General features: G+C 76.9%; 10 protein-coding genes and 1 pseudogene. 5 read left to right on the top strand and 6 right to left on the bottom strand.

All coding sequences use genetic code 11. From position 1 onward, the window contains the following. Positions 1 to 3: 3 nt before the first annotated feature. From D0Z06_RS11145 to D0Z06_RS11135, 3 genes are all read right to left on the bottom strand, one after another. On the bottom strand, positions 4 to 1,158 hold the full coding sequence (locus D0Z06_RS11145; RefSeq protein WP_199522254.1) for a glycosyltransferase: 1,155 nt from the start codon (positions 1,156 to 1,158) through the stop codon (positions 4 to 6). Continuing rightward, entirely contained in the window at positions 1,155 to 2,120 is a 966-nt protein-coding gene (locus D0Z06_RS11140; RefSeq protein WP_117377456.1) for a glucosyl-3-phosphoglycerate synthase, read from the bottom strand. Before D0Z06_RS11140 ends, D0Z06_RS11145 begins: the two co-directional genes overlap by 4 nt. A gap of 161 nt (positions 2,121 to 2,281) precedes the next feature. Beyond that, positions 2,282 to 3,256 (bottom strand): glucosyl-3-phosphoglycerate synthase, encoded by a 975-nt coding sequence (locus D0Z06_RS11135; RefSeq protein WP_117377455.1) that lies wholly within the window; start codon positions 3,254 to 3,256, stop codon positions 2,282 to 2,284. A gap of 238 nt (positions 3,257 to 3,494) precedes the next feature. On the opposite strand from D0Z06_RS11135, the gene D0Z06_RS25340 reads away from it, so the two are divergent. Next, on the top strand, positions 3,495 to 4,142 hold the full coding sequence (locus tag D0Z06_RS25340; protein WP_158579950.1) for a 4'-phosphopantetheinyl transferase family protein: 648 nt from the start codon (positions 3,495 to 3,497) through the stop codon (positions 4,140 to 4,142). Next, the gene (locus tag D0Z06_RS11125; RefSeq protein WP_158579949.1) at positions 4,139 to 7,144 is read left to right on the top strand and encodes an acetoacetate--CoA ligase; all 3,006 of its coding nucleotides are present in this window, start codon (positions 4,139 to 4,141) and stop codon (positions 7,142 to 7,144) included. Before D0Z06_RS25340 ends, D0Z06_RS11125 begins: the two co-directional genes overlap by 4 nt. A gap of 33 nt (positions 7,145 to 7,177) precedes the next feature. Here D0Z06_RS11125 and D0Z06_RS11120 read toward each other — a convergent pair whose 3' ends face one another. The 3 genes from D0Z06_RS11120 to D0Z06_RS11110 are packed head-to-tail and all read right to left on the bottom strand — an operon-like array spanning position 7,178 to position 10,814. Beyond that, positions 7,178 to 9,346, bottom strand: coding sequence for a phage holin family protein (locus D0Z06_RS11120; RefSeq protein ID WP_117377452.1), 2,169 nt, complete (start codon positions 9,344 to 9,346; stop codon positions 7,178 to 7,180). Then, on the bottom strand, positions 9,343 to 10,017 hold the full coding sequence (locus D0Z06_RS11115; RefSeq protein ID WP_117377451.1) for a DedA family protein: 675 nt from the start codon (positions 10,015 to 10,017) through the stop codon (positions 9,343 to 9,345). The genes D0Z06_RS11120 and D0Z06_RS11115 overlap by 4 nt, the downstream gene beginning before the upstream one ends. After that, entirely contained in the window at positions 10,014 to 10,814 is an 801-nt protein-coding gene (locus tag D0Z06_RS11110; protein ID WP_117377450.1) for an MBL fold metallo-hydrolase, read from the bottom strand. Before D0Z06_RS11110 ends, D0Z06_RS11115 begins: the two co-directional genes overlap by 4 nt. A gap of 313 nt (positions 10,815 to 11,127) precedes the next feature. On the opposite strand from D0Z06_RS11110, the gene D0Z06_RS11105 reads away from it, so the two are divergent. The 3 genes and pseudogenes from D0Z06_RS11105 to D0Z06_RS11090 all read left to right on the top strand — a co-directional run bounded on the left by D0Z06_RS11105 (position 11,128) and on the right by D0Z06_RS11090 (position 16,806). Then, complete coding sequence (locus D0Z06_RS11105) at positions 11,128 to 12,003, top strand: hypothetical protein (protein WP_117377449.1); 876 nt, start codon at positions 11,128 to 11,130, stop codon at positions 12,001 to 12,003. Between the two features lie 418 nt (positions 12,004 to 12,421). Beyond that, positions 12,422 to 15,760: pseudogene (gene fdh / locus D0Z06_RS11095) on the top strand (formate dehydrogenase). Next, complete coding sequence (locus tag D0Z06_RS11090; RefSeq protein WP_117377446.1) at positions 15,757 to 16,806, top strand: 4Fe-4S dicluster domain-containing protein; 1,050 nt, start codon at positions 15,757 to 15,759, stop codon at positions 16,804 to 16,806. Before fdh ends, D0Z06_RS11090 begins: the two are co-directional and overlap by 4 nt. The last annotated feature ends 20 nt before the right edge of the window (positions 16,807 to 16,826 follow it).

Here is a 16,826-nt window from a genome sequence, read left to right as displayed (position 1 = left end):
CGGCTACCGCCCCGCCCGCCGCAGCACCTCCGCGTAGAGCCGCAGGTAGCCGTCGGCCATGACGGCCGGGGCGAACCGGCGCCGGGCCTCCGCCGCGCACACCTCCGGGTCGATCGCGTCGAGCCGGCGCAGCGCCGCGGTGAAGCCCGCCTCGTCGCCGGCCAGCCACCCGGTGCGGCCGTCGTCCACCAGCGAGGGCAGGCAGCCGCGCGCCATGGCGACCACCGGGGTGCCGGCGGCCAGCGCCTCGCACACCGCGGTGCCGCCGGGCTCCTCCCAGCGGATGGGGAACAGGACCGCCCGGGAGGTGCGCAGCAGCTCGTCCTTCGCGGCGCCGCCCACGCTGCCGATCCAGCGGGCGGACCGGCCGTCGAGGTGCGGTGCCACGTGCTCGGCGAACCAGGCGACGTCGGGGTGCGAGCGGGCCGGGTGGTCGGGGTCGGCGAGCGCGGCGTCGAGGGCCGCCCGGTCGGGCAGCCCGCCGACCGGGCCGGCGAGGACCAGCGGCACCCCGGCCGCGCGGCAGGCCCGCAGCGCGGTGTCCACGCCCTTGGACGCGCACAGCCGCGACAGCACCAGGACGCGGTCGGCCCGCTGCCCGCGGGGCACCGGCGGCCGCCGGTCGACCGGCACGGCCAGGGGGACGACGCCCACCACCTGCTCGCGCAGCCGCGGGGCCGCCCGCGCCACCTGGCTCGCCGAGACCCCGGCGAAGCAGACCCGCCCGCGGCCGTCGAAGGTCGCCCAGAAGTCGGCGTTGCGGTGCAGGTCCCAGTGCAGCGTGCCCAGCACCGGGGGGCCGGCGCTGTCGAGGGCACCCAGCACGGCCGGCCCCACGACCTCGACGTGCGTGTGCACCAGGTCGAAGGGCCGCCCGGCGACGGCGTGGTCGGCGAGGGCGCGCAGCACAGCCTGCTCGTGCGCGTGGGCGGTGCCCACCACCTGCGGGTAGGGGCCGCCCAGCAGCTCGAACCGGCCGTCGGGGAAGGCGCTGACCAGCCCGTCGACCGGCAGCGTCGAGTCGCCGGGCGCGGCGAGGACGACGGTGTGCCCGCGGGCGCGCAGCTCGGTGGTGAGGGTGGCCACCACGTTCTCCACCCCGCCGTAGCCCGGCGGGGGCACCGGGAGCCACGGCCCGGCGTCCATGAGGACCTTCACGGCCGGGGGGTGCCGTCGCGGGCGGCCGCGCGCCGCACCGACCGCATCGGCGGGCGCTCGGCGACCCCGACGTCCCAGGTCACCCCCTCCAGCCCGTCGGCGGTGCGCAGGAACTGCAGCAGCTCGGTGGCCGGCCGCCCGCCGCCGGGCCGGCGGGCGAGCGCGGTCTGCAGGACCTGCCCGGCCATCCGCCCCAGCGCCGCGTCGGGCTGGTGGCCGTGCCGGCGGGTGCCGAGGTCGACCTGGGCCAGGGCGTCGAGCCCGGCGAGGGCGGCGAGGTCCACCAGCAGGCCGAGCTCCACGCCGTACCCGGAGACGAACGGCACCCGCTCGAGGAGGTCCCGCCGCCCGGCGTACTCCCCGGACAGCGGCTGCACGAAGCCGGCCAGCTCGGGCCAGAAGGCGTTGATCAGCGGCCGCGCGAGCAGCTCGGTGACCCGCCCGCCGCCGGAGGGCACGATGCCGTCGACGGTGGTGAGCGGGCGGTCGTAGAGGGCCTTGACGTAGCCGATCGCCGGGTCGGTGAGCAGCGGGCCCAGCAGGCCGACGACGAACTGCGGGTCGAAGCCGATGAGGTCGGCGTCGACGAAGACGACGAGGTCGCCGGTGGTGGCGTGCAGCGACTTCCACAGCGCCTCGCCCTTGCCGGGCCGGCCGCCGTGCGCGGGCAGCACGTCGGCGGCGGTCACCACCGTCGCCCCCGCGGTCGCCGCGACCTGCGCGGTCCGGTCGGTGGAGCCGCTGTCGACGACGACCACCTCGTCGACCAGGGGGCAGTCCTCGACCAGCGCGCGCCGGAGGGCGGCGACGATGTCGCCGACGGTGCGCTCCTCGTCGAGGGCGGGCAGCACCACGCTCACCGTGGTGCCGCCGTCGGCCTTGCGCTCGAGCAGCTGCGCTGCCCGCCAGGTGCCCGCGGTGTAGGTGCGGGTGCCGAACCAGTGCCGGACGTCGGGGCGCACGTGCCCTCCCGGGGAGGCGGTGCCGACGGCCTCGCCGGCACGCGGGCGGGCCCGTCGCGCCGGGGGCGGCGGGCCCGGACGGTCCCGGGCGGCTGGTCTGCACCCGGGGTGCCGTTGTACCGGATCGCGGGCCGCGCGGCGCGCCGGAGCGGCCCCGGACCTCAGCCGACCTCGTCGGTGCGCGCCCGGTACCCGGGCACGGTGGCCATCGGCGGGCGCTCGTCCACGGCGACCGCGGTGCTGCCCGGCACGAACGCCGTCCCGTCGTGGGTGAACCGGGTGAGCAGGCCGCCGGGGTCGGTGCGCAGCCCGCCGGCGCGGGCGAGGACCGCCGACACCACCTGGCCGGCCATCCGGCCGAGGGCCACCTCGTCCTGGGAGGTGTGCCGCCGGACGCCGAGGTCCACCTGCGCCAGCGCGTGCAGGCCGACCAGGTCGAGCAGGTCGACCAGCAGCCCGACTTCCACGCCGTAGCCGGAGACGAACGGCACCTGCTCCAGCGCCGACCGCCGGCCGGCGTACTCGCCGCCCAGCGGCTGGACGACGCCGGCCAGCTCGGGCCACAGGGCGTTGAGCAGCGGGCGCGCGGTGAGCTCGGTGACCCGCCCGCCGCCGGCGGGGAGCACCCGGCCGCCGACCTCCAGCGGCCGGGTGTAGCAGCCCTTGACGTAGTCGACGCCCGGGTCGGTGAGCAGGGGGCCGAGCAGCCCGGGGACGTAGTGCCGGACGTCGCCGAGCAGGTCGGCGTCGAGGAAGACCACCAGGTCCCCCGTCGTGGCGGCCAGCGACTTCCACAGCGCCTCGCCCTTGCCGGGCCGGTGGCCGTGGGCCGGCAGCACGTCGCCGGCGGCCACCACCTCGGCCCCGGCGGCCCGGGCCGCCGCGGCCGTGCCGTCGGTCGAGTCGGAGTCGACGACGAGCAGCTCGTCGACCAGCGGGACCTCCTCGACCCAGTGCCGGCGCAGGTCGGCGACCAGCCGCCCCACGGTGGCCTCCTCGTCGCGGGCGGGGAGGACGACGCTGACCCGCTGCCGGCCGCGGCGCCTGGCCCGCAGCAGGAGGTCGGCGTCGACCGCGTCGAGGGTGGGGACGGAGGTCGTGCGGGTCCGGAACCACGCGCCGGCGTCGGGTCGCATCGGCCCACTCTCCGGGACGGCCGGTCGCCGGCGCCACGGCGGGAGGCCAGTGTTCACACGCACGTCCGGCGGCCGTCACCGGGCCCGGCGCCCGGGAGCCGTTGGCAGGCGAGGGGGGCCGCTCGTACGGTGGTCGGCGGACGCGGGTCCGGGGGACACAGGGCGGGACGCCCGGGGGGACATGGCGGGACGAGCGGCGCGACACCTGACGCGGCGGCGCCCTGCCCGGGGCCCCGCCGTGGTCGTCGTCCACCTCCTCGACCTCGCCGACCCGGGGTGGGACCTCGACGCGGCCGCCGCCGTCCTCACCGCCGCCGAGCGCGAGCGCGCCGAGCGCGGCGTCCCGGCCGTGCGGCGCCGCCGGCTCCTGGTCCGCGCCGGCCTGCGCCGGGTGCTCGGCGGGGTGCTCGGCGTCCCGCCGGCCGCGGTGCCCCTGCGCGGCGACCGCGGCCGGCCGCTGGTCGACGGGGCGGACCTCGGCCTGTCCTGCTCGGCCGGCGGGGACCTCGCCCTGGTGGCGGTCGCGGCAGGCGCGCGGATCGGCGTCGACGTGCAGCCGCACCGGGACGCCGAGGCCGCCGCCGCGCCCGCCGAGGGCTGGCTGGCGCCCGCCGAGCAGGCCCGGATCGCCGAGCTCCCCGCCGCCTCCCGGCTGCCCGCGGTCACCCGCTGCTGGGTGCAGAAGGAGGCCGTGCTCAAGGCGCGGGGGACCGGGATCCGCCGTCCCCCCGCCGACGTGGTGACCCCGGTGGCCGACTCGGGACGGGTCGGGCCGGAGTGGGTGACCGCGCTGCCCGTCCCGGCCGGGTCGCTCGCCGCCCTGGCGGCCGACGTCCCCGTGCCCGCCCCCGGTGTCGTCCTGCTCCCCCCAGGAGGTCCACGGTGAAGACCCCGCCCCCGGTGGGGCCCGCGCCCGCCGGGCCCCGGACCGCGGCCCCGCAGGTCGCCGGCTTCCGGGCGCGCGCCGAGGCCGTCGCCGGCCGCCCGCTGCCCACCCCTCCCGCGCTGCACGCCTGGTCGGTGGCCGCCCCCGGCGACTTCTGGCGCACGTTCCTCGACTGGTCCGGCCTGGTCTGGGAGGGCTCGGCCGACCCGGTCCTGACCGAGGGGGACGTGCGGACGGCGCGGTTCTTCCCCGGCGTGCGGCTCAACTACGCCGAGAACGCGCTGCGGGCGGTGGACGGCGCCGGGGACGACGCCCCCGCCCTGACCTCCGTGCACGCCGACGGGTCGGTGGAGCGGTACACCCGCGGGGAGCTGCGGGCCGCCGTCCGCCGGACCTCCCGCGCCCTGGCCGACTCAGGCGTCGGCCCGGGGGCCGCGGTGCTGGCCGTCGCGCCGAACACCGCCGCGGTCGCCGTCGCGGCGCTCGCCGTCGCCGGGCTGGGCGCCGCGCTGTCGACCGCCACCCCGGACATGGGCCCGAGCACGCTGCTCGGCCGGTTCGGGCCGGTGCGGGCGGCGACCCTGCTGGTGGACCGGACCGGCATGGCCCGCCCCGACGCGCCGGCCGACGACGTGCTCGCCGCGGTGCTCGCCGGCCTGCCCACCGCCGAGCGGGTGCTGCTGCTCGACGACGGGCCGCTGCCCGCCCTGGAGGGGGTGGCCGTCGACCGCCTCGCCGACCGGGTGGCCGCCGTCCCGGCCGGCGACCCGGGCCCCGCCTGGCCCCGGCAGCCGTTCGACGCGCCGCTGTGGGTGATGGCGTCCTCGGGCACGACCGGCCCGCCGAAGGCGATGGTGCACGGCACCGGCGGCTCGCTGCTGGAGCACGTCAAGGAGCACCGGCTGCACGGCGACCTGGGCCCCGGCGACACGCTGCACTTCCACACCACCACCGCCTGGATGATGTGGAACTGGCAGCTCTCGGCGCTCGCCGTCGGGGCGCACGTGGTGCTCGCCGACGTGCCGCTGACCGGGCCGGACACGCTGTGGCGGCTGGCCGCCGAGCACGGCGTCACGGTGCTGGGCACCAGCCCGGCGTACCTGCAGCTGTGCCAGGACGAGGGGTACCGGCCGCGCGACGAGGTGGACCTCTCCCGGCTGCGCGCGGTGCTCTCGACCGGCGCCGTGCTGCACGAGTGGCAGTTCCGCTGGGCCGCCGACGCCGTCGGGGCCGTGCCGCTGCAGTCGATCTCCGGCGGCACCGACATCGTCGGCTGCTTCGTCCTCGGCTCCCCGGAGCTGCCGGTGCGGCCCGGCCGGTCGCAGGCGCTCAGCCTCGGCCTGGACGTCGCCGCCCTCGACGACGCCGGCCGCCCGGTGCTCGGGCAGGTCGGCGAGCTGGTCTGCCGCAACCCGTTCCCCTCCCGGCCGACCGGCTTCCTGGACGACCCGGACGGCGAGCGCTTCCGGGCCGCCTACTTCGCCCGGCACCCGGGGGTGTGGACGCACGGCGACCGCGTCGACGTCGACGCCGACGGCTCGGCGCGGGTGCACGGCCGCTCGGACGGCGTGCTCAACGTCGCCGGCGTCCGGATCGGGCCCTCGGAGATCTACACGATCGCGCGGGCGGTCCCCGGGGTGGCCGACGCCATGGCGGTCGAGACCCGCGACCCGGCGGCGGAGGGCAGCACCCGGCTGGCGCTGCTCGTGGTGCTGCGGCCCGGGGTGGAGCTGGACGACGGGCTGGCCGTCGCGCTCCGGGCGGCGCTGCGGCGGGAGGGGTCGCCGGCGCACGTGCCGGACCTGCTGCTGGCCGTCGACGAGCTGCCGCTGACGCACAACGGCAAGCGGTCGGAGGCGGCCGCCCGCGCGGTGCTCGACGGCGAGCCGGTGCGCAACACCGCCGCGCTGCGCAACCCGGGGTCGCTGCGGGGCATCGCGGCGGCCGCGGCGGCCGCGGCCGGGGCGGCTGCTGCGGCTGCTGCGGCGCCCTCGCCGGCCGCGGACGGCCCGCAGGGCGGCGTGCACGACGCGGTGGCCCGCGTCTTCACCGAGGTCCTCGGCGCCCCCGTGCCCGACGACGCCGACTTCTTCGACGCCGGCGGGACCTCCCGCAGCTCGATGACCGTGCTGCGCCGGCTGCGCAGCGAGCTCGGCCGCCCGGTGGGCCTGGAGGTGTTCGCCGCCGAGCCGACCGTCCGCGGCCTGACCACGGCGCTGGCCGAGGCCGACCCGCAGGGGGCGACGGTGGAGCCGCTCCGGGAGGGGGCGGCCGGCGAGCCGCCGCTGGTCCTGGTGCACGGGGCCTTCGGGGACGTCGACGCCTACCGGGCCCTGGTCGAGGCCCTGGACACCGACGCCCCGGTGTACGGGCTGCCCGTGCCCCCCGGTGAGGGCGGCGGGGTCGCCGAGCTGGCCCGCCGGCACGTGGAGACGGTCTCGACGGTGTGGCCGGCCGGGCCGGTGCGGCTGGCCGGGTACTCCTTCGGCGGGCTGGTGGCCTACGAGATGGCCCGGCTGCTGACCGCCCGGGGCCGGGAGGTGCCCTTCCTCGGCCTGCTCGACGTCCTGCCGCCGACCGGCCGGCTGTCCCGGAACCGGCAGCGGCTGTACCACCTGGCGGCGCTGCTGGCCCGCTTCGTGCCGGGCATGGCCGAGGACGGCCCGGTGGACTTCCTGCGCGCCGGCCCGCTGGCCCCGCTGCTGCGCCTGGCGCCGGCGCCCCCGCCGGCCCCCGAGGAGGCGGCGCTGCAGCGCAGCGAGGAGCTGTTCAACGCGCACGCGTGGGGCCCCTACGGCGGGCGGGTGAGCTACTTCCGGGCGCGCCGGCGGATCCCGGTGATCATGAACCAGCTCGCCGCGTGGCGGCGGGTCGCGCCCGACCTCGCGGTCGCCGACGTGCCCGGGGCACACCACGACCTCCTGGCCGCCGAGCACGCCCCGGGGCTGGCGCGGGCGGTGTCGGCGGCGCTGGCGGCGTCGCCCTCGCCGTCGGCCGGCTGACGTACCGTCCCCGCCGGCCGGGGCGCCGGCCGGTCAGGCCGGGACGTCGGCCACGGGGGCGGGGGAGCGCCGCGCCCGCGCGGTGGCGCTGTCCGGACCCACCGCGGCCCCCTCCCCGGTCGGCTCGGGGTGGCCGAGGTCGGTCAGCCAGCCGCGCAGCACGCGGTGCAGGTGCTCGGCCCCGACGATCTCGCCGGGCGGCCGGAACGAGCGGGGGTGCAGCAGGAAGCCGAGCTGCTGCGGGCCGCCGAGCCCGCCGTGCGAGCCGACGTGCGGCTCGAAGGCCGACGCCTCGTCGGTGTGCGGGTCGTACCGGCTGTTGACCACGACGTCGGCGCAGTGCCGGAACGTCGAGGCGCGGGCCACCAGGCGGGCGGCGTGCGGGCCGTAGGGGGTGAGCGGGTCCTCGCCGAGCACCTCGCCGGTGGCCAGCCGGTGCACGCCGTCCCGGCCGAGCACGACCGGGCCCTGCTCGGTGGAGTGCACCAGCAGGAACCCGACGCCGTCGTGGTCGACCAGCCCGGGTAGCAGCGCCGGCCAGTGCTGCTCGATCTCCTCCAGCGGCACCCGGCCCGGGATGTCGGGGAAGGAGACCATCGCGGTGTGCCCGGAGACGGCGACGACGACCCCCGGGGCGACCCGCGGCACCTGCCCGGCGCGGTCGGCCGGCAGCTCGTGGTCGTGCGGCCGGCCGGCGCCCCGCTCGGCCCGCTCCCGCAGCCGCCGGGCGATCGGGCCGGCGCCCTCGGCCAGGGCGGCCCCGACCTGCCAGCCCTCGGTCAGCCGGCGGCTGTCGCGGGGCCCGGTGAGGTGCCCGGTGCCGGCTTCCGAGCCGCCGCACAGCCGGCCGACGAGCGCCTCGACCGTCTCGCCGAAGCGGGTGGCGAAGGACTCGCCCTGGGTCTGGCCGTGGTCGGACAGGCAGACCAGGTGGTACTCGCGGGGGGCGAGCTGCGCGGCCCGCTGCAGCCGGCCGATCTGCTGGTCGATGGTGCGCAGCACGGCCAGGCTGTCGGCCCGCTCGAGCCCGGCGTGGTGGGCCGCCTCGTCGTAGCCGAGGAAGTCCGCGTAGGCCACCGGGCGGCCGGCCAGCATGTCCTCGAGCAGGGCGAAGACGACGACGTCCCGGCTGATCACCGTCGTCCCCGGGCGGGCCAGCGGGTACAGGCCGCCGCGGGAGGTGCGCGGCCGGACGTCGTCGCGCCGCTCCCGGGCCGCGGCGAGCAGTTCCCGGCCGACGTCGACCAGGGAGACCGCGAGGGTGCGCAGGGCGTTCACCGGGCTGGCGAAGTAGGCGTAGTAGCCGGTGCCGACCCGCTCCCGGCGGCGGGCCCGGCGGGAGCGGGCGGGGACCACGTGGGCCAGCGAGCTCATGGTGAGGCTGACGTGCGCGGCGTCGCCGGTGAACAGGTTGCCGCGGCTGGCCCCGCCGCCGGCGAGCAGCCCGCGGCCGTCGGAGAGCCGGCGCTCGATCTCCGCGGCGTCGGTGGGGGAGGAGACCCGCACGATGCGGTCGCGGTCCTTGTCGTAGAAGCGGAAGCCCGGGACGTCCTCGTTCGACCCGTGCAGGATGCCGCTGACCGCCGCGCCGGTCTGCGAGCTCCAGTCGGTGTGCCAGGAGGTCATCGCGTGGCTGCCCGAGCGCAGCCAGGCGGACAGGACCGGCATGGAGCCGTCGCGGACCGCGCGCCGGGCCGTCTCGTAGGAGAGCGCGTCGATCTGCAGGAACAGCACGCCGGGCGGGCGGTCGCCGTCCGGCTGCGCCCGCCGGGCCCGTCGCCGCGCGCGGCGGAAGAACAGCTCGTCCTCGTCGAGGGCGAGCACGCTGCTGACCACCCCGGAGACCCCGGCCATGACCACCCCGACGACCACCGCGGTGGGCAGGCCGGTGATGACCACGCCGGGCACGAGGAAGGAGAGCCCGAGCACGGCCGCGCCGAGCAGCAGGAAGCTGCCCAGGCCGAGGGTGAGGAAGGCCAGGGGCAGGGCGACCCGCATGACCAGCGGCCAGGCCACCGCGGTGAGCAGCCCGAGCAGCAGCGCGATGACCGGGGGCTGCCACCAGGAGTCCATGGTGAAGGTGCGCAGCCGGTCGTCGAGCAGGACCAGCGCCGCGGTGGTGACCGCCCAGGTGAGGACCAGCCGGGCCGGCGTGCGCCCGGCCTGCAGGACGCGGCCGACGACCCGGGGGGCCGCGCTCACGCCGGACCGCAGGGGGTGGCGTCGGGGCGGGTGGGGTCGGGCCGGCGGGCACCGGGGCCGGCCGCGGTGGGGGGCTCGCCCGGCTCCCGGGCCCGGCGCCGGCGGTTGCCGAGCAGGTTGAGCAGCGCGCCGACGACCAGGACCAGGACCGTGGCCAGCAGGACGGCGGTCAGCGGGGAGTCGAAGATGCCGCCGCTGATCACGCCGAGCAGGGAGTAGGCCAGCGCCCACAGCGCGGCGGCGGTGAACGAGGCGGGCAGCAGCCGGCGCCACGGGTAGGCCAGCGCGCCGGCCGCCAGGAGCACCGGGATGCGCCCGGCGGGCAGCAGCCGGCCGACGACGATGATCTGCCAGCCGTGCTGCCGGAACTGCTCGCGGACCTCGGCGATGCGGTCGGCGTGCTGGCCGCGGGCCACCCAGCGCACCGCGGCGGGGCCCCCGGACCGGCAGATGGTGAAGGTGACGACGTCCCCGGTCCAGGCCGCCAGCGTGGCGACGAGCACCACCAGCGGCAGGTTCAGCCCGTGCGCGGTCATCGCGAACGCCGCCCCGGCGCCGACGATCGCCCCGGTCGGCACCACCGGCGCGATGGAGCCGAGCAGCACGCCGCCGAAGAGGACCGGGTAGCCGATGCTCGCGCCGTCGGTCCAGCTCGAGGCCAGCGCGCTCATGCCGTCGTCCCCAGCAGGACCGGGTTCCCGGGCAGGGTGACCGCCACCCGCGTGGGCAGCGCCCGGGCGGTGACGGCGGCGGCGAACTCGTGCGGCGGGGACGTGAGCAGCCGGCGCATCCGGCTGCCCAGCCGCGGCAGCGCGGTGGCCCCGCGCACGGCGAGGGTGCCCCAGTGCACGGGCACCGCCAGCCGCGGGCGCAGCCGGGCCACCGCCTCGGCCGCCTGCTGCGGGTCGAGGTGGCCGGGGCCCAGCGAGGGCCCCCAGCCCCAGACCGGCAGCAGCGCGATGTCGAGGGCGGCGCCCGCGAGCTCCCGCATGCCGTCGAACAGCCCGGTGTCGCCGCTGACGTAGACGGTGCTCCCGCCGCCCTCGAGCAGGTGCCCGACCGCGCGGGTGTCGGGCCCGTGGGTCAGCCGCGGCCCCCAGCGGTGGCCGCTGTGCGCGGCCGGGACGGCGGTCACCGTCAGCGGGCCGTGGGTGAAGGACTCCCCGGGCGCGACCTCCACCACGTCGCGCACCCCCCGGCCGCGCAGCCAGCGCCCGGCGCCGCGGGGGACCGCGACCCGGACGTCGGGGCCCAGCCGGCGCAGCGAGGGCAGGTGCAGGTGGTCGCCGTGCAGGTGGCTGACGAGGACGAGGTCGACGCCGGCCCAGGTCTCCGGCGCCGGCGGGGGGACGACGCGGCGCAGCGGCCCGACCCGCGAGGTGAGCAGCGGGTCGGTGAGCACGGTGACGCCGGCCAGCTCGACGCGGACCGTCGAGTGCCCGAGGAAGTGCATCGACGGCCCACCCACCGACCCAGTATCGGGCCCGGGGGTGACAGGACCCAGGGGATTCACCCCCACCAGGATCCCCGGGACCACCCTGGTTCCCAGGTCCGCACCGACCGTTCACCCGCCCGCCACCCCCCGGCGGTGATCATGGGCGACTTCCCCAGCGGTGATCATGGGCGTCTGGCCGGCCGCCTGGGCGTGTCCGCGCGTGTCCCCGGCAAGAAGCCCATGATCACCGCGGCCGGGGGGGGGGGGGGCGCCCACACCCGGCAGCGGCGTCCACAGGTCGTCGTCGCCACCGCTGTGGGCGGCTCCGGGCCAGCACGGTCGCCGGGTGACCGACATCGAGCTGGGCGAGGCCTACACCTGGGCGGCGGCGCGGGCGGCCGGCGCCACGCGCGGGCAGATCCGGCGGGACGGCGTCCGGCTGGGCAAGGGCCTGTACCTCTCCTCCGCCGCCGAGCCCGACCTGCGAACCCGCTGCGCGGCATGGGCGCCGGTGCTGCCGGACGACGCCGCCTTCGGCCTCTGGACGGCGGCCGAGCTGCTGGGTGCGCCGGCCCGCCGCTCCTCGGTCCACGTGGTGCTCAGCCCACGGCTGTCCCTGCCACGGCGCGCCGGCCTGGTCGTGCACGCCCGGGGGATCGCCGCCGCCGACGTCGTGGACCTCGACGGCCTCGCCGTGACCTCCGGCCCCCAGACCTGGCTCGACCTGGCGCCGCTCCTCCCGCCGCAGGAGCTGGTCGCGGTCGGGGACGCGCTGATGCGGGGCGGCCACCTCACCGCCGACGACCTGGCCGCGCGCCTGGCACGGGCCGGCGGGCTGCGGGGCGTCGTCCGCGCCCGCGAGTGCGCGCCGCTGCTCGACGGGCGCGCGGCCTCGCGGCCGGAGAGCCTCACCCGGTACTGGCTCGTGACCAGCGACCTGCCCGCTCTCGAGATCCAGATGCCGGTGCACGACCGGTGGGGCCGGGAGGTGGTCCACGCCGACCTGGGGTGGAGCCGCTGGCGGGTGGCCGTGGAGTACGAGGGCCGGCAGCACGCCGACCACGACCAGTTCGGCCGGGACCTCGACCGGTACTCGCTCATGGCCGCGGACGGCTGGCTGCTGCTCCGCTTCGCCGCGCGGCACGTCGACGGCCCGACCGTGGTGGTCGAGCGCTGCCGCCGGGCCCTGCTCAGCCGCGGCTGGCGCCCGGACTCACCGTGATCGCCGGCCTCCCCCGGCCGCGGCCCGCCGCGGGTCCCCACCCCTTCGCCGCCCCTTCGCCGCCCTTCGCCGCCCCTTCGCCGCCCCTTCGCCGCGGTGATCATGGGCGTCTTGCCTGGGACACGCGCCGACACGCCGGGGCGGCCGGCCACATCCCCATGATCACCGCCGGGCCGCGCCCCGCCGCCACGTCGCCGCGGTGATCATGGGCGTCTTGCCGGGGACACGCGCCGACACGCCGGGGCGGCCGGCCAGATCCCCATGATCACCGCCGGGGGCGGGGGGCCGGGAGGCCCGGCGGGGCCGGAGGGGGCAGGCGGCGGCCCCCGGAAGCCCCACCCACCGGCCGGCAGCGGGCGGACGGCGGCATCCGGGTTCCGAGCGGCCGGATCGTGCCCAACATGGCAGAGTCGGCCGGGTGAAGACCTGGCTCGACGCGTGGCCGGTGTACCGGCAGCTCACCGGACCGGACCCGCTCGGCCGCGGCAGGGCCGCGCGCAACAAGGGCACCGAGCAGCTGACCAGCCGGACGGCGACCGCCGACCGCGTGGTCCAGAGCGTCTGCCCGTACTGCGCCGTGGGCTGCGGCCAGCGCGTGTACGTCAAGGACGAGCAGATCCTGCAGATCGAGGGCGACCCGGACTCGCCGATCAGCCGCGGCCGGCTGTGCCCCAAGGGCAGCGCCAGCAAGCAGCTGGTGACCAGCCCGAGCCGGGTCACCGAGGTCCGCTACCGCCGCCCGTACGGGACGGAGTGGGAGGACCTCGACCTCGACACGGCGATGGACATGATCGCCGACCGCGTGCTCGACGCCCGCCGCAAGCGCTGGGAGGCCGAGGACGAGGACGGCCGGACGCTCAACCGCACCATGGGGATAGCGAGCCTCGGAGGGGCGACCCTCGACAACGAGGAGAACTACCTCATGAAGAAGCTGTACAGCGCCATGGGGGCCATCCAGATCGAGAACCAGGCCCGCATATAGCACTCCGCCACGGTCCCCGGTCTGGGGACCACGTTCGGGCGCGGCGGCGCCACCAGCTTCCAGCAGGACCTCGCGAACTCCGACTGCATCGTCATCGAGGGTTCGAACATGGCCGAGTGCCACCCGGTCGGCTTCCAGTGGGTGATGGAGGCCAAGGACCGGGGCGCGAAGGTCATCCACGTCGACCCGCGGTTCACCCGCACCAGCGCGCTGGCCGACCGGCACGTCCCGCTGCGCGCCGGCACCGACATCGCCTTCCTCGGCGGGCTGATCAACCACGTGCTGCAGAACGAGCTGTACTTCCGGGAGTACGTGCTCGCCTACACCAACGCCGCGACGCTGGTCCGGGAGGACTTCCAGGACACCGAGGACCTCGACGGCCTGTTCTCCGGCTTCGACCCGGAGACCCGCAAGTACGACGAGTCCAGCTGGCAGTACGACGGCGTGGACACCCCGGCGGCGGCCGGCCAGCGCTCCACCGCGCAGCCCGGCGGTCAGGTCAAGTCCCCCAACGACGGCGGCCGGGCCGACCGGATGCAGGAGCAGTCCGGTGAGGACGTCGACGTCCGCAGCGCCGACCAGTTCGAGACCGCCGGCAGCGGGGGCTCCGGGGCGGTCCCGAAGCCTGAGCGCGACGAGACCCTGCAGCACCCGCGCTGCGTGATCAACGTCCTCAAGCGGCACTTCTCCCGCTACACCCCGGAGCTGGTCGGCGAGATCTGCGGCGTCGAGCCCGAGGTGTTCCTCGAGGTCGCCGAGGCGATCACGGCCAACAGCGGCCGGGACCGGACGACGGCGTGGGTGTACTCGGTGGGCTGGACGCACCACACCGTGGGCGTGCAGTACATCCGCACCTGCTCGATCCTGCAGGCGCTGCTGGGCAACATGGGCCGGCCGGGCGGGGGGATCCTCGCGCTGCGGGGGCACGCCAGCATCCAGGGGTCCACGGACATCCCGACGCTGTTCAACATCCTCCCCGGCTACCTGCCGATGCCGCACGCCAAGCAGCACCAGTCGCTCGACGACTACTGCGCGCTCGGCGACCAGCGGATCGGCTTCTGGGGCAACATGCGCGCCTACACCGTCAGCCTGCTGAAGTCCTGGTGGGGCGACGCGGCGCAGCCGGAGAACGACTTCTGCTTCGACTACATGCCGCGGATCAGCGGCGACCACAGCTCCTACCGCACGGTCGCCGACATGATCGAGGGCAAGGTGCCCGGCTACTTCCTCGTCGGGGAGAACCCGGCGGTGGGCCACGCCAACGGGCGCATGCAGCGCTTCGGGCTGGCCAACCTGGAGTGGCTCGTCGTCCGCGACCTGCAGATGATCGAGTCGGCCACGTTCTGGCAGGACGGCCCGGAGATCGCCACCGGGGAGATGGTCACCGACCAGGTCCCGACCGAGGTGTTCTTCATGCCCGCCGCCACGCACGTGGAGAAGGAGGGCACGTTCACCCAGACCCAGCGGCTGCTCCAGTGGCGGCACAAGGCCGTCGAGCCGCCGGGCGAGTGCCGCAGCGACCTGTGGTTCTACTTCCACCTCGGCCGCCGGCTCAGGGAGAAGCTGAAGGACTCCACCGACCCGCGCGACCGCCCGCTGCTGGACCTGGTCTGGGACTACCCGACCCACGGCGAGCACGCCGAGCCCAGCGCCGAGGCGGTGCTGCGGGAGATCAACGGCGTCGGCCCCGACGGGCGCACCCTCTCCTCCTACACGGAGATGAAGGACGACGGGTCGACCACCGGCGGCTGCTGGATCTACACCGGCGTCTACGCCGACGAGGTGAACCAGTCGGCCCGCCGCAAGCCCGGCCGGGAGCAGGACTACGTGGCCGCCGAGTGGGGCTGGGCGTGGCCGCTCAACCGCCGCACCCTCTACAACCGCGCCAGCGCCGACCCCGAGGGCCGGCCGTGGAGCGAGCGCAAGAAGTACGTGTGGTGGGACGAGGACGCCGGCGAGTGGACCGGCGTCGACGTGCCCGACTTCGAGAAGGGCAAGCGGCCGGACTACGTGCCGCCGGAGGGCGCGAAGGCGCAGGACGGCATCGGCGGCGCCGACCCGTTCATCATGCAGGACGACGGGAAGGCCTGGCTGTACGCGCCGGCGGGCCTGGCCGACGGCCCGATGCCGACGCACTACGAGCCGGCCGAGTCGCCGATGACCAACCTGCTGTACAAGCAGCAGTCCAACCCGGGGCGCGAGGAGATCCACGCGCCGTGGAACCGGCTCAACCCCTCCGGCGACGACCCGGGCGCGCGGGTCTACCCGTACGTGTTCACCACCTACCGGCTCACCGAGCACCACACCGCCGGCGGGATGAGCCGCACCCTGCCCTACCTGTCGGAGCTGCAGCCGGAGTTCTTCGTCGAGGTCAGCCCGCAGCTGGCCGAGGAGCGCGGGCTGGAGAACGGCGGCTGGGCGACGCTGGTCAGCGCGCGCAGCGCGATCGAGGCCAAGGTGCTGGTCACCGAGCGGATGCGCCCGCTGAAGACCACCGACGGGCGGCTGATCCACCAGATCGGCGTCCCGTACCACTGGGGTGAGCGGGGCATCTCCACCGGCGACGCGGCCAACGACCTGTTCGGCGTCGTCATGGACCCGAACGTGCACATCCAGGAGTCCAAGGTGGCCAGCTGCGACATCCGGCCGGGCCGGCGCCCGCGCGGGACGGCGCTGGTCGAGTTCGTCGAGGGCTACCGGCGGCGGGCCGGCGTGCCCAGCGGGCTGGTGCCGCTGAACGGGCGCGCGCCGGTCGAGACCGTGGAGGGCATGTGACGACCGTCAGCTCGGCCAGCCCGGCCTTCTCCGGGAACGACCCGGCCAACCGGCTCTACGGGCCGCTGCCGGACGTCGCGGGGGACGCCGGGTACGACGGCGACCACCCGGCGCGGGTCGGCTTCTTCACCGACACCTCGGTGTGCATCGGCTGCAAGGCCTGCGAGGTGGCGTGCAAGGAGTGGAACATGCTGCCGATGGACGACGCGGACGGTGTCCGCGACCGGATGGGCCTGACCGGCATGTCCTACGACAACACCGGCATGCTGGGCGCCAACTCCTGGCGGCACGTGGCCTTCGTCGAGCAGAGCCGCCCGGTCGACCTGCCGATGCCGGGCGTCGGGCTGCCCGGCGCCGGCGGCACCCCGGGGGCGCACGGGCTCGCCGACGGCTCGCAGACCCGGCAGGACAGCGTGCTCAACGCCGAGGCGCTGGCCGAGTTCGACCCGCAGACGGGGCGCTCGGCCGACCGCGAGATCCGCTGGCTGATGAGCTCGGACGTGTGCAAGCACTGCACGCACGCCGGCTGCCTCGACGTCTGCCCGACGGGGGCGCTGTTCCGCACCGAGTTCGGCACGGTCGTCGTCCAGGGCGACATCTGCAACGGCTGCGGCTACTGCGTGCCGGCCTGCCCCTACGGGGTCATCGACCAGCGCAAGGACGACGGGCGGGTGTTCAAGTGCACCCTCTGCTACGACCGCACCCTCGACGGGCTCATGCCCGCCTGCGCGACGGCCTGCCCCACGGAGTCCATCCAGTTCGGCAACCTCGACGAGCTGCAGGCCCGCGCCGACGCCCGGCTGGCCACGCTGAAGGAGCAGGGCGTGCAGACCGCCCGGCTCTACGGGCGCGACGAGGGGGACGGCGTCGGCGGCGCCGGGGCGTTCTTCCTCCTGCTCGACGAGCCGGAGGTCTACGGCCTCCCGCCGGACCCGGTCGTGCCCACCCGTGACCTGCCGGCGCTGTGGAAGTCGGCCGGGGCGGCCGCGGCGGTGATGCTGGGCGTCATCGCTTCGGCGGTGCTCGGCTCGCGGCGGCCCCGGTGACCGGGGGCACGGCGCAGCCG

Source organism: Geodermatophilus marinus, from assembly GCF_003428645.1.
In the GTDB taxonomy this organism is placed as follows: Bacteria; Actinomycetota; Actinomycetes; order Mycobacteriales; family Geodermatophilaceae; genus Geodermatophilus.
Note: the sequence above shows the minus strand (reverse complement) of the source record. Positions and strands in the feature narration are given on the sequence as shown.

Bases quoted from the DNA above. Each gene is read 5' to 3' on its own strand.
- D0Z06_RS11135 (WP_117377455.1), bottom strand. From the start codon at position 3,256: ATGCGACCCGACGCCGGCGCGTGGTTCCGGACCCGCACGACCTCCGTC.
- D0Z06_RS11115 (WP_117377451.1), bottom strand. From the start codon at position 10,017: ATGAGCGCGCTGGCCTCGAGCTGGACCGACGGCGCGAGCATCGGCTAC.